This is a genomic window from Jingyaoa shaoxingensis (genome assembly GCF_014385005.1).
GTDB classification, from domain to species: domain Bacteria; phylum Bacillota; class Clostridia; order Lachnospirales; family Lachnospiraceae; genus Marvinbryantia; species Marvinbryantia shaoxingensis.
This window is the reverse complement of the sequence record NZ_JACRSZ010000011.1, coordinates 110,178-123,667: the sequence shown is the minus strand read 5'-3', so window position 1 is coordinate 123,667 and position 13,490 is coordinate 110,178. Positions and strand designations below refer to the sequence as shown.

Sequence of the window (13,490 nt, the reverse complement as noted above, 5' to 3'; positions counted from 1 at the left end):
AAGGCTAAGTTTAAGTTGGGATGATAACATTTCAACCTCCGACAATTATGATACCTTAATTATATCAGATATATGATTTTACGACCACTTTTTCAGTGGCGTCCTTTAGGTGGCGAGGAGCAAATTAGTATCAGTGGTGGGAGTCAATCCCCCATCTGATATAGCCTCCGGCAGGATTGCAGAGATGCGCAAAAGAAATATGTCATGCTTTGCATGACGCGCATCTCGCAGCAAGAATGCCGAGGCATTCTTGAACTCAGAATCGATTTTTCAGAGATATATAAGATACATGTAAAGGAGAAGGAATATGGGAAAAGTAGTAGATTATCTGGAGAAATACTATAAAGAAACCAATTATAACTGTGCAGAAGCAGTATTCAGCGCAGCAGCAGAAGCGTGGGACATGGATATTTCCGATGATGTCATCCGTACTATGGGATGCTTTGGAGGCGGAATGGGATGTGCCATTGTCTGTGGTGCAGTGACAGGAGGAAGTGCCGCTCTCAGTTATAAATTTGTAGAAGGAGACGGGGGACATACCAGCCCGGCGATGATGAAGAAGGTCAGAACCTACATCCGTAAAGTAAGAGAAGCTTTTGGATCCGAGGACTGCAAGGATCTGAGACCTCAGTTCTACAATAAGGAAGAACGCTGCTTTGTGACGATTTCCAAAGTGGCTGCCATTCTGGATGAAGTGTACGAAATGGAGGATGAAGCATGATTCACGAAATTGCACCGAAACATATGGATAACCAATATCATGAAAAAGAAGTACAGGATGACAGCAGAATCTGCTTCTGTACCGGAAGAAAAATACTGGGTCGTATAAAAGACGGTATGCTGGTATGGCCGCTGTATCGTGAAGTGAAAGATCGGGCAGGAGAGTGTACCTATCTGTTTTCCATCAGTGGCAGGGATTATTTCTTGGCAGAAGGAAAAGAAGAAGGGGAAATAGAGGATGCAGTCTGGATGGACTGGAGAGACATCCGTGATAAAGAACCGACTGCAGAAGCTTTTGCAGGAATGACTGCCATGCACCTGAGCCAGTGGCACAATTCTGTGCAGTACTGTGGATGCTGCGGTGCGAAGACAGTTCATGATAAAAAGGAGCGGATGATGCGCTGCCCGTCCTGCGGCAATATGATGTTTCCAAAGATTTCACCGGCTATTATTGTGGCAGTAACAGATGATAAGAACCGTCTGCTGGTAACAAAATATGCAGGAAGAACATCAGATCAATATGCGCTGGTGGCTGGATTCGTAGAGATCGGTGAAACACTGGAAGAATGTGTACAGCGTGAGCTGATGGAAGAAGTTGGTATCAGGGTAAAGAATATCTGTTATTATGCCAGCCAGCCATGGGGATGTGTTGGCAACCTGATGGTTGGATTTACAGCAAAACTGGACGGAAGTGATCAGATTCATCTGGATAAGACAGAACTGGGACTGGCCAAATGGCTGACACCGGAAGAAGTTCCTGAGATTGATGATAACAGCAGTCTGACCAGAGAGATGATCCGCAGATTTAAACATGGATGTCTGTAGACAATAAGAAAAGACCGATGGCAGAAAGAACTGCCACCGGGAAAGCGAGGAGAAAATGGAATTCTGGGATATATACGACAGTGAAAAGAAAAAGACAGGGAGAACGATGAAGAGGAATGACTGGTGTCTTAAGGACGGAGAATACCACCTGACGGTATTAGGCGTGATTATGCGCCCGGATCACAGATTCCTGATTACGAAAAGGGTTATGACCAAAGCCTGGGCACCGGGCTGGTGGGAAGTGTCCGGCGGTGCTGCCATGGCAGGAGAGACATCTGAGGAAGCTGTCAGAAGAGAGATTCAGGAAGAGACAGGACTGGATGTGGCTGGCTGCGAGGGCGGATATCAGTTTTCTTACAAGAGAGAGAATCCTGGAGAAGGAGATAACTACTTTGTAGATATCTATCGTTACACTGTAGACTTCCCGGAATCGGATCTGCATCTTCAGACAGCGGAGACTGACGGATACCGGCTGGCAACAGCAGGAGAAATCAAAGAACTGGCTGATCAGGGAATTTTCCTGCATTACGACAGTATCAAAAAGGTATTTGACGTATAAAGAAAATGATTCATATGTAAGAAAAACAGTCCATGAGAAGACAATGCGTGAAGCTTCTTATGGACTGTTTTCCTATATAAGATAATCTGACTCAGATTATTTTTTCCGCTTTTTATTGACGTAATGGTTCAGAATACCGCCACCGATAATAATAATCAGGGCCATAATCACCACACGTTTTGATGCTTCCTGTGGCATCTGACTGGTTGAACCAATGGATTCTGAATAAAAAGTAAATGTATAATTTACTTCATGAGGCGTTCCCATTGCAGTGGTATCTGCGATCACAGACATTTCTTCATCCATTTTGGTAACCGGAATGTGGAAACTGGATGCCATGTTATCTTCTGATTCATTCAGATAGGTTTCCCCGGCAACAACCATATAATCATAATTGGAACTGCTCCAGGTGATATCTGCATATGCATGACCGTTCTCTACGGTAAGAATTGTCGGGGATACCACACTTGCTTTGCCGCTGCCGCCGCTCATGGCCAGTTCAATGGAGTATTCTCCGTCTGTCAGATCCAGCGTAACCGGATCAGCTTGGGTGTGGGCTTCCAGATTGAAATCCTCGGTTGAAGTATCGGTAAAGGCGGCCATGGCAGAAGCCAGTTCCTGGTAATGATCTGGACTCAGAGTGATATTCAGATGTCCATCGTCTACACTTACAGAAGCATCATTCAGAGATACAGAAGAGGAACCATCTCCAATCGTAACGGAATAGGTATTATCATTCGTCACGGCATCAACAGAAGCATCAGTGGCTGCCGCTGCCGTAAGCACATCGGAAGAGATGCCGGGACAGACTACAGCCCAGAAAATAACGGGAAGAAAAATTCGTTTCACAATTGTATGGTATTTCATAATCAAACCTTCTTTGTTATTAAAAATAGGCATGTTATAAAGTAAAAAACATACCAGATTTATGATATCATATGCTGTCTGAAGTGTAAAGAACAGCCAGTTCTTTCATTGAAAAAGAATGGAAAAAAGAGTATAATAAAAAGATATGGATAAATGGAGATAAAAGATGATTGAAATAAAAAACCTTACAAAAAGATTTGAAGATTTTACGGCCGTGGACAGTCTGGATCTGAAGATAAAGACCGGAGAATTTTTCGGGCTGCTTGGACCAAACGGAGCAGGAAAGACCACGACGATCAGTATGTTGTCCACCTTATTGCTTCCAACGGAAGGAGAGATCCTGATTGACGGAGAACGTCTGACCCGTAAGAATCCGGCATTGAAGCGTAAGATCAGTGTTATTACCCAGGAATATTCCATGCGACAGGATATGACTATGGATGAGATTATGGAGTATCAGGGAAGACTGTATTTTATGCCAGTAAAAAAGATCAGGGAGAAGTCAGAGGAACTACTGGAATTTTGTGATCTTTTGCCATTTCGGAAAAGAACTGTACGCCATCTCTCCGGCGGAATGAAACGGAAGCTGATGGTATGTCGTGCTCTTCTGACAGATCCGGAGATCCTTCTTCTTGACGAACCGACTGCCGGGATGGATGCGTTATCCAGAAGACAGATGTGGAATCTGCTACGCCAGTTGAATGATAAGAACCTTACAATTCTTCTTACAACTCATTACATGGAAGAGGCTCAGTCACTTTGCGAGAGAGTTGCGATGATGAATCATGGAAGGCTGGAAGAGGTAAATACGCCGCAGGGTATGATAGAGGCGCTTGGCTGCTATACAGTAGATCAGATGACAGTATCTGGAACTGTCAGTCGATATTTCCATGAACGTTCCGATGCCATCACGTATCTTTCTTCTCTGGAAGGTAAATGTACTCTGCGTGATACCACATTGGAAGATGTGTTTATCGAGAGGGCGGATAAGAACAAATAAAAAGCAGGAGAATGAATGAATGGGAATCATAACAATACTCTGGGAAAAGTGGCGGGAATTCCGCAGAGATTTTTATAAGATTACACTTGCTGCCATGATTGCGCCGCTGATGTACCTGGTGGTGTTTGGTATGGGAATCAAGACAGTTACCAACGGTCAGCCATACCTGAATTTCCTGATACCGGGGGTAGTGGCACTTACCACCATGAACGGAAGCTTTAATGCCATTGCGCAGAATCTGAATGTACAGAGGCTCTATGAGAAAGCATTTGATCAGGTGATGATTTCTCCGACGCCTCTGTGGCAGTTTATTGTGGGGCAGATCATTGGGGGAAGCCTGCGTGGACTGTATGCAGGAATTGTAATATTGGTGCTGACTATTCCAATTGGAACCGGGCTGGTTTTTAACGGATATTCTTTTCTGATTATGTTTTTAAATGGCGCCGTGTTTTCCACTATTGGAGTGGTGGTATCCTTTTACGCAAGGAATCATACCGATGTGCCACGGTTTTCCAACTATATTATTATGCCAATGGCGTATCTGTGTAATACCTTCTTTTCTACAGAACAGATGCCTCACGGACTGCGGGAAGTCATCGGGGCATTGCCTCTGTCTCAGACCAGTGCCATGCTGCGCAGTATTGCGGCAGGAGAAGGCTGCGGATACACGGGCATTCTGATTTTGGGAGTCTATCTGCTGGTATTTGGTGCACTGGCATTTGCCTTTTTATATAAGAAGAAAAATCTGTAGAGGTGAGAGAAATGAGCGACAGATTAAAAGAGCAGATTCGGGCCTATCGACCGGTGAATGAACAGGAAGAGCGGGATAAAGAACTGATACTTCGCTGTCTGGAGACGGAAAAAGATATTTTTACCAGAGAGAATCACCTGGCACATATGACGGCTTCGGCGTGGATTGTCAATGAACAGCGTACAAAAGTACTGATGGCGTATCATAATATTTACAAGTCATGGTCCTGGCTTGGTGGCCATGCAGATGGAGAAACAGATCTGCTGAAGGTGGCATTAAAGGAAGCACAGGAAGAAAGCGGAATCCGGCATGTGAAGCCAGTCAGTGAGAAAATCTATTCCCTGGAAGTGCTGACGGTAGACGGACATGTGAAAAAGGGGGCATATGTCTCATCTCATCTGCATTTGAATGTGACTTATCTGCTTCAGGCGGAAGAGACAGATGTATTGCATATAAAAGAGGATGAAAACAGTAATGTGGCATGGTTTCCGCTGGAGGAGGCAGTTGCAGCATCCACAGAACCCTGGTTTCAGGAACATATTTACTGCAAGTTAAATGAAAAGCTGAATTACTGGAATCTAAAATAATTATAAAAATTAACAAAATCTTAAAAAATATCTGGTGAACCCGAAAAAATAATGCTATAATCACGCTGTATTAGATCGGTCTAACAGGGCAGAATCTGAAGAATGCCTTTGCAGACCGGACAACGGAGGATGTGTGAATGTCTCAACTGACAAAGAGAGCGATTACAGAATCATTTATGAAACTGATCAATCAGGTTCCATTTGATAAGATTACGGTGAAAGATATCGTAGAAGACTGTGGTGTGAACCGGAATACCTTCTATTATCATTACAGTGATATCTATGCATTGCTGGATGAGATACTGGAGAATGAGACAAAGCGTGTGCTGACAGAGAATCTGACGGAATCGTCCTGGAGAGATGCGATTCTGGAGTCCTGCTCTTTTGCTCTGAAGAACAAGAAGGGAATTTATCATATCTATAATTCTCTCAGCAGAAGAAAGATCGATGCCTATCTGTATCAGGTCATGGGGCGTATCATGTATGATTTTGTGAAGATGCAGGCAGAAGGACTTTCGGTGAAAGATGAGGATTTGCACCTGATTGCGGATTTTTATAAATGCGCTTTTGTGGGACTGATCCTGCAGTGGCTGGACAGTGGTATGAAGCAGGATCCAGAGTACATAGTAGATAAGATTTTTTCTTATCTGGAGGGCAGCACCAGGAATATGCTGGAAAATGCAGTGGAGAGAAATGACAGAAAATAAATTAAATTGTCTGATATTTGGGCAAAACGAGCTTCGTGCACAAAAATTGTGCAGGGAGCTTTTTTTGACCGTAGAATAAAAAAAAGAATTACGATAAGCTGTAACACGTAAAAAGAAAGAGAAGGACAAAGACAGTCAGAAAGGAGGCAGTTATGGATCTGATCAAGAAAGCAAAACATGCGTATATTACCATTTCCGTAGTCATGGTAATTCTGGGACTGGTGCTTGTGATCTGGCCTGAGATGTCTTTATCAGTATTGTGCTATCTGATCGGAGCAATGCTGATGATTGGAGGAATTGTCAAATTAATTGGGTATTTTTCAAAGGATTTATACCGTCTGGCATTTCAGTTTGACTTTGCATTTGGAATCCTGTCCATTTTGCTCGGTCTTGTTTTCATCATCCATCCGGAACATATTATATCCATCTTACCAATCGTAATGGGAATCTTTGTTCTGGTTGACGGTGTGCTGAAGATTCAGACAGCATTGGATGCGAAGACATTTGGGCTGACAACATGGTGGATGATTATCCTGCTTGCAGTGGCAACCTGTATATGCGGTCTTCTGTTGATTTTCAAACCATTTGAGAGTGCAGTGGCAATGATGATTCTACTGGGTATTACGCTTCTGATAGACGGAATACAGAATCTCTGGGTTGGAATCTATACCGTGAAGGTGTCCGAGAGAAATGTCATAGATGTTGATTACAAAGAATTATAAAGAGTTATAGAGAGTTTAGAGGAGGAGCACAGATTATGAATAGAAACAAGAAGATTACACAGGCAATGGCACTGGCAATGACTGGAATCATGGTTGCAAATGCCGGAATGGGAAGCGTGTATGCATCTGATGCGTCAGCAGCTTCAGTGGAAGAAGAGACAGAAGCAGTAACAGAAAAAGAAACAGAAACCGAAGTAGAAACAGAGACAGAAACAGAGACAGAGAAAAAGGAATCCACCAAGGAAGAAACTGTTTACGTAAAAGCATCTCCATCCGGTGAGACACAGGAGATCATTGTCAGCGACTGGCTGAAGAATACGGATGGCAATACTTCTATTTCAGATAAATCTGACCTGACAGATATTAAGAATGTAAAAGGTGATGAGACTTTTTCGCAGGATGGAGATACTCTTACCTGGGATGCCAATGGAAGTGATATTTATTATCAGGGAACCAGTACCAAATCTCTGCCGGTATCCGTGAATGTGACCTATTATCTGGACGGAAAAGAGATCTCAGCAGATGATCTGGCAGGCAAGAGCGGTCATGTAAAAATGGTATATCAGTATACCAATCATATGAAACAGGGTGAGATCTATACCCCATTCGTATTATTCACAGGAATGATCCTTCCTGGAGATAATTTCTCTAATGTGAAAGTAAGCAATGGTAAATCCATTTCTGATGGTGACAAGAATATTGTCATCGGTGTAGGACTTCCGGGACTGGAAGACAGCCTGAAGATTAAAGGATCTGATATTCTGGATGACATGGATATTGATTTGGATATTCCGGAAAGTTTTGAAGTGGAAGCGGATGTGACAGATTTCTCGTTATCTATGTCTATGACAGTAGCAACACCACTGAGTCTGGATGATCTTGATCTGGACAGCATCGATGATGAAGATGATCTCAAGGATAAGATTGATGAGATCGCAGATGCAGCAACACAGCTGGTAGACGGAACCAGTGATCTGGCAGACGGTGTACAGGAATTAAAGGATGGCTGCACCGATCTGATTGATGGAATCGATAAGCTGGATGACGGTGCAGGAGACCTGAATGACGGAGTACAGACACTGAATAATAAGAAGGGGGATCTGATCAACGGCATTAAGCAGTTATCCGACGGACTGAACCGGTTAAACAGCAAAAAAGGAGATCTGGTGGATGGTGTAGATCAGCTGGCAGATGGCGCCAAAACTCTGGACACAGGTGCACAGAGTCTGAAAGATGGTATGGATCAGCTGGCAGATGGTATCACTACTTTGGATCAGAACAGACCTGCATTGGTAAAAGGTTTACAGGCGCTGATTGATGGTGTGGCACAGATTGAGGACAATAAGAAAAAACTGACAAAAGGTGCAGCAGAAGTATCAGATGGAGTATCCACAGTAGATACTTATTTGAAGAAATTAGCAGAAGGAAGCAGTAACCTGACAGCGGGACTACAACAGCTGTTAAGCACAGAGACACAGGAAACATTAAAGAATGGACTGCAGACCGTATCAGGTGGACTACAGACTATGTATCAAAAAGTATATGCTGCAAATCATGCGATAACAGGTGTAGATAAGAGTGGATCTATTCCAACATTGACAAAAGGAATTAATGATTATGTATCAGGTGTTGATACATTAATAGCAATTATTTCTGCACAACAGCCATCTCAGCCATCAGGCGGAGAGAATCAGCAACCAGAGAATGGAGAAACAACAGGTCAGTCTGCTGAGCAGAATCAGAAACCGGTAACTGTTTCTACAGATGTCACCATGGATGTATCTTTTGCGGATGCCAATGCAGATGCTATTGCCAGTCTGGAAGCATCCATTGCAGGAGATAAAGCTGTACTGGCAAGTCTTCAGGATGTAAAATCACAGAAGAATGCGATCCCAAATGAGATGGCGAAGAAGTTTTCCAATGCATACAGTGCATACAGCAGCCAGCTTGATAACTGTATCGCACAGATGCAGAGTGATATTGCCAGCCAGGAGGCAACACTTGCAGCATTGAAAGAAAAACAGACGGTAACGGCTACACAGGAAGTAGAAGTGCCGGCAGAAGATCTGATCAGCACACAGGCTGATACAACAGGCAGTACATCTGCAGGTGGAACCGAGAGTGGTTCTGCAACACAGCCAACACCGGAACAGATCATGAAGACATTAAGTGTAAAAGGAAAAGAACTGACGGCAGGAGCTGCTGTATTGCAGGGAACGATGAATGATCTGGAAGCAGGACTGAAAGATCTTTCAGAAGGTGCAGCGAAGATTTATGCAACGCTGTATGGTACAGAAGATGGAAAAACCAAAGGTGCAGTAGAAACAATGGCAGAAGGCAGTGAAACTATTACAGAAGGTCTGACGACGCTTGAAAAACAGGTTTCTACCAGACTGGTGCCGGGCAGCAAGGCAATCTCAGACGGTGTATCTGAACTGTATACAAAAGGTATTGATGTGATTGCGGCAGGATTAAATCAGGTAGGTGCAAAACTTCCAGCTCTGAATACAGGCATCCAAAGTCTCAGTAAGGGTGCTTCCCAGCTTCAGAAAGGTACAGATTCACTGAAAGCCGGAACCAGTTCACTGGCCGCTGGAACCAAGTCTCTTCAGGACGGTGCAGGTACACTGGCCGATGGAGTAGAGAAGCTGACAGATGGCGGTAACCAGCTGAAAGCGGGCGGTAATACACTGGCAAGTGGAATACAGCAGCTGGCAGACGGAAGTGCACAGCTCAAGGACGGAACATCTCAGTTAAGAGATGGCGGAAGTGATCTGGATTCCGGTGTAGATGAACTGTTAGATGGTGCAAATGAATTAAAAGATGGCATGGAAGAATTCGACGAAAAAGCAATTCAGAAGATTGTAGACTTCGCAGATGAAGATCTTCAGGATATGATTGACAGACTGAAAGAGATCCGGGATGCAGGAGATGCATATCAACTTTTCTCAGATGGAGATCAGGACAGTGTCGGCAGCGTGAAGTTCATCATTGAAACAGCATCCATCGGCAATGACGACTGATAAAACAAAATTAAAAGAATTAAAATGGTAATACAGAGAGAACCGGAAATTTGTTGATAAGTTTCCGGTTCTTATTTTGATTGCGAGAAAATGTTCTGCAATTTATCAGGTATAGACCTGCGGAATTCTGAAGTTTTTGTGAAAATGTCCGCATTGGTTGAAATTCCCGTATGTTTTAGGTATAATAAACGAAGCTGGAGAGTAAAGTGAACAAAGACTCTGAAGAACAGGGGTTTTAAGTTAAGGAGTATAAGAATGACAAAAAAGAAGTTTTCAGTCCTGATGCTGGCAGGCTTTGTGAGCGCAGGGTGTACTTTAGGTATGCCTGTTTTTGCCGAGCAGATGGAAGGGGAAATGGAATATGGTATCGGAGAACCGAGGTATCCGGACAGTACAGTGCAGGCGGATCAGAATGCAATTTATGAAGATACGACGCAGGTGGATCAGAACATGGTTTATGGAGGCACTGAACAGGAGCCACAGACAGGAACTGATACCTGGGTACCGGATTACACAGAGAGCTATGACAGCAGTACGGAATATGCAGCAGGAACAGAATATAGTGAGCCAATAGAATATTATGACAATACTGAGATAAACAGTGAGGATACAGAGATCAGCTCAGAAACGGAGAGTGAGACAGAGAGAAGATATTACAAGGATGATCCTTATATAGAGATTCGCAAGACTGACAAAGTAAAATTTGCAGAAGACTTCGATATTCTGACGAAGGAAGATGCGGAAGAAGACTTTGCTCTTCTGGATTTTGATGAACTTCCACGAGCTGTCAGCCTGGAAGTGCCGTCAGTACTTCAGTTACCGGAGTTGCCTACAGGATGTGAGTCTGTAGCGCTGACCATGGCATTGGAGTATGAAGGATTCATGTTGTACAAGACGACTATTGCCAGAGAATTCCTGATTTATAATCAGGAGACAGATAACATGGCAATCGGATATATAGGGGATCCGTTCAGTGAAGACGGCGCAGGTTGTTTCGCTCCGGCAATCGCGGCTACGGCAGATAATTTCTTTGAAGATCAGGAAGCTGATTATGTGGCTTATGATATATCTGGAACAGAGATGGAAGAACTGCTCAGCTACGTGCAGGCGGACACACCGGTGGTTCTCTGGACGACTATGTATATGGCAGAACCGGAATTTACGGAAGATACCGCAGAGTATGAAGGGAAAACCTACCGTTGGTATTATCAGGAACACTGTGTGGTACTGTCAGGATATGATCTGGACAATAATACGGTACAGATCAATGATCCGCTGGAAGGCATTGTAACCAGGGACTATGATGAATTTAAGAACATCTATGATAAAATAGGAAAATACGCAGTAGTAGTAAAGAAAACTGCAGAAGAAAAATAGTATGAGGCGCCAGGATGAATATATTATTTTATTTGAAGCCAAAGAATGAGATCGTGTATTTGTATGACGATTTTACTCTTCGCCAGGTTCTGGAGAAGATGGAAAAACACAGATACAGTGCAGTTCCGGTGATCAATCGGAACGGAAATTATGTGGGAACATTGACAGAAGGTGATCTGCTGTGGCATTTAAAAGCTACCGGATTTCAGGAACTGAAGGAGATGGAAGATATTCCCATGACCAAGATCAGACGTTACTGGCATAATGAACCGGTAAATATTGACTGTAAGATCGAGGATCTGATTACCACGTCCATGAACCAGAATTTTGTACCGGTAATCGATGATAAGAAGATTTTTATTGGGATTGTAACCCGAAGAGATATTATTCAGTATTGTTACGATCAGGTGCAAAAAGAGAATTTAACGCGTTAAAGCGATTAAAGTTGACAAACAAAAATATAGTTGGTAGAATATAGAAAGTTTCAATCTGCGAAGATTCTGAGCAGATAGGAAGTTTACACAAAAGGGGTGAAAGAATGAATCAGAGAGTGTTATCCATGCTGGTAGACAATACATCCGGTGTACTGAGCCGTGTTGCAGGGCTTTTCAGTCGCCGCGGTTATAATATTGACAGCCTGACAGTAGGTGTGACTGCAGACCCGAGATATTCCAGAATGACTGTAGTAGTAAATGGAGATGAACAGATTCTGGATCAGATTGAGAAGCAGGTACGTAAGTTAGTAGATGTGGCGGATGTAAAGACTCTGAAGCCAGGAGACAGTGTGAACAGAGAGCTGATCATGGTGAAGTTGCGTGCAGATGCGAAGGACCGTCAGGGTATTAATGCGATCTGCGATATTTTCCGTGCCAAGGTTGTGGATGTGGCGAAGTCATCCATGATTATTGAACTGACAGGAGATCAGGGCAAGTTAACTGCATTTCTTGAACTGATCAGTGACTATGAGATTCTGGAACTGGCCAGAACCGGTATGACAGGACTGTCACGTGGTGCAGATGATGTCAGATATTTATAATTTAAAAGATTGCTAGAGGCGAAAGGTCTTTAACATATTTATGGTACGTGGATCGTATCGGAGAGCATATTTTCTATGGAGGAGAAACATAATGGAAGAAGCAAAGATTTATTATCAGGAAGACTGTAACCTTTCCATGCTGGAAGGAAAGACAATTGCAGTAATCGGTTACGGCAGCCAGGGACATGCACATGCATTAAATGCAAAGGAATCCGGATGCCATGTTATTATCGGTCTTTATGAAGGCAGCAAGTCCTGGGCAAAAGCAGAGGCACAGGGATTTGAAGTTTATACAGCAGCAGAAGCTGCAAAGAAAGCTGATATCATCATGATCCTGATCAACGATGAGAAGCAGGCAGCTCTTTACAAAAAAGATATCGAACCGAACCTGGAAGAGGGCAACATGCTGATGTTCGCTCACGGTTTCAATATTCACTTCGGATGTATCGTACCACCTGCAAATGTAGATGTTACCATGATCGCACCTAAGGGACCTGGACACACAGTAAGAAGCGAATATCAGGCGGGCAAGGGTGTTCCTTGTTTGGTAGCTGTTCATCAGAATGCTACAGGCAAAGCTCTGGAGATCGCACTGGCTTATGCACTGGCAATCGGTGGAGCAAGAGCAGGTGTTCTGGAGACAACATTCAGAACAGAGACTGAGACAGACCTTTTCGGTGAACAGGCCGTTCTCTGCGGTGGTGTATGTGCACTGATGCAGGCTGGTTTTGAGACTCTGGTAGAAGCTGGATATGACCCAAGAAATGCATACTTTGAATGTATCCATGAGATGAAGCTGATCGTAGACCTGATTTACCAGTCCGGATTCGCAGGAATGAGATATTCCATTTCCAATACTGCCGAATATGGTGATTACATCACAGGACCTAAGATCATCACAGAAGATACGAAGAAAGCAATGAAGAAGATCCTGTCTGATATTCAGGATGGTACTTTTGCAAAAGACTTCCTGTTAGATATGTCCAGCGCAGGTTCACAGGTACATTTCAAGGCTATGAGAAAGCTGGCTTCTGAACATCCATCAGAAAAAGTTGGTGCAGAGATCCGCAAACTGTATAGCTGGAATGGCGAAGACAAACTGATTAACAACTAATCAGATATGATGAAGAGAGTGTAGGAATGAGAATCCGGGACAGCATATACAGGTTGTTCCGGATTTTGTGCTGATAGAGACAGATCAGCGCAGAGAGTCTGATATATCAGATGTGAAATGACTCCCACCTCTGCAGGTGGCGAGCAACAAATCAGTATCAGTGGTGGGAGTCAATCCCCCCATCTGATATAGCCTCCGGCAG

General features: G+C 43.6%; 14 protein-coding genes. 13 read left to right on the top strand and 1 reads right to left on the bottom strand.

Annotation, left to right across the window (positions count from 1 at the left end; all coding sequences use genetic code 11):
• Positions 1 to 307: 307 nt before the first annotated feature.
• From H8716_RS11670 to H8716_RS11660, 3 genes are read left to right on the top strand one after another with little or no spacing between them, the layout of a single operon-like run.
• Positions 308 to 721 (top strand): C-GCAxxG-C-C family (seleno)protein, encoded by a 414-nt coding sequence (locus tag H8716_RS11670; protein WP_249309020.1) that lies wholly within the window; start codon positions 308 to 310, stop codon positions 719 to 721.
• Positions 718 to 1,545: an NAD(+) diphosphatase gene (nudC, locus tag H8716_RS11665; protein ID WP_249309019.1), complete on the top strand. Its 828-nt coding sequence runs from the start codon at positions 718 to 720 to the stop codon at positions 1,543 to 1,545. Before H8716_RS11670 ends, nudC begins: the two co-directional genes overlap by 4 nt.
• Before the next feature lie 55 nt (positions 1,546 to 1,600).
• Positions 1,601 to 2,104: an NUDIX hydrolase gene (locus H8716_RS11660; protein WP_249309018.1), complete on the top strand. Its 504-nt coding sequence runs from the start codon at positions 1,601 to 1,603 to the stop codon at positions 2,102 to 2,104.
• Positions 2,105 to 2,200: 96 nt separating this feature from the next.
• Here H8716_RS11660 and H8716_RS11655 read toward each other — a convergent pair whose 3' ends face one another.
• A complete protein-coding gene (locus H8716_RS11655; RefSeq protein ID WP_249309017.1) occupies positions 2,201 to 2,971 on the bottom strand; it encodes a hypothetical protein in 771 nt (256 codons plus the stop codon).
• A gap of 166 nt (positions 2,972 to 3,137) precedes the next feature.
• On the opposite strand from H8716_RS11655, the gene H8716_RS11650 reads away from it, so the two are divergent.
• The 10 genes from H8716_RS11650 to ilvC all read left to right on the top strand — a co-directional run bounded on the left by H8716_RS11650 (position 3,138) and on the right by ilvC (position 13,288).
• Positions 3,138 to 3,971, top strand: a complete 834-nt coding sequence (locus H8716_RS11650; RefSeq protein ID WP_249309016.1) for an ABC transporter ATP-binding protein — start codon at positions 3,138 to 3,140, stop codon at positions 3,969 to 3,971.
• Positions 3,972 to 3,990: 19 nt separating this feature from the next.
• Positions 3,991 to 4,722 carry an ABC transporter permease gene (locus H8716_RS11645; protein WP_249309015.1) on the top strand — a complete coding sequence of 244 codons (732 nt, stop codon included), beginning with the start codon at positions 3,991 to 3,993 and terminating at the stop codon, positions 4,720 to 4,722.
• A gap of 11 nt (positions 4,723 to 4,733) precedes the next feature.
• Entirely contained in the window at positions 4,734 to 5,309 is a 576-nt protein-coding gene (locus tag H8716_RS11640) for an NUDIX hydrolase (protein WP_249309014.1), read from the top strand.
• A gap of 137 nt (positions 5,310 to 5,446) precedes the next feature.
• The gene (locus H8716_RS11635) at positions 5,447 to 6,016 is read left to right on the top strand and encodes a TetR/AcrR family transcriptional regulator (protein WP_249309013.1); all 570 of its coding nucleotides are present in this window, start codon (positions 5,447 to 5,449) and stop codon (positions 6,014 to 6,016) included.
• 152 nt (positions 6,017 to 6,168) lie between these two features.
• Positions 6,169 to 6,738: an HdeD family acid-resistance protein gene (locus H8716_RS11630; protein ID WP_249309012.1), complete on the top strand. Its 570-nt coding sequence runs from the start codon at positions 6,169 to 6,171 to the stop codon at positions 6,736 to 6,738.
• 35 nt (positions 6,739 to 6,773) lie between these two features.
• On the top strand, positions 6,774 to 9,761 hold the full coding sequence (locus H8716_RS11625; RefSeq protein ID WP_249309011.1) for a coiled-coil domain-containing protein: 2,988 nt from the start codon (positions 6,774 to 6,776) through the stop codon (positions 9,759 to 9,761).
• 255 nt (positions 9,762 to 10,016) lie between these two features.
• Positions 10,017 to 11,138 carry a C39 family peptidase gene (locus H8716_RS11620; protein ID WP_249309010.1) on the top strand — a complete coding sequence of 374 codons (1,122 nt, stop codon included), beginning with the start codon at positions 10,017 to 10,019 and terminating at the stop codon, positions 11,136 to 11,138.
• A 14-nt stretch (positions 11,139 to 11,152) separates the two neighbouring features.
• On the top strand, positions 11,153 to 11,572 hold the full coding sequence (locus H8716_RS11615) for a CBS domain-containing protein (RefSeq protein ID WP_249309009.1): 420 nt from the start codon (positions 11,153 to 11,155) through the stop codon (positions 11,570 to 11,572).
• Between the two features lie 104 nt (positions 11,573 to 11,676).
• Positions 11,677 to 12,174, top strand: a complete 498-nt coding sequence (gene ilvN, locus H8716_RS11610) for an acetolactate synthase small subunit (RefSeq protein WP_249309008.1) — start codon at positions 11,677 to 11,679, stop codon at positions 12,172 to 12,174.
• Between the two features lie 91 nt (positions 12,175 to 12,265).
• Positions 12,266 to 13,288 (top strand): ketol-acid reductoisomerase, encoded by a 1,023-nt coding sequence (gene ilvC, locus H8716_RS11605; protein WP_249309007.1) that lies wholly within the window; start codon positions 12,266 to 12,268, stop codon positions 13,286 to 13,288.
• Positions 13,289 to 13,490 lie beyond the last annotated feature (202 nt).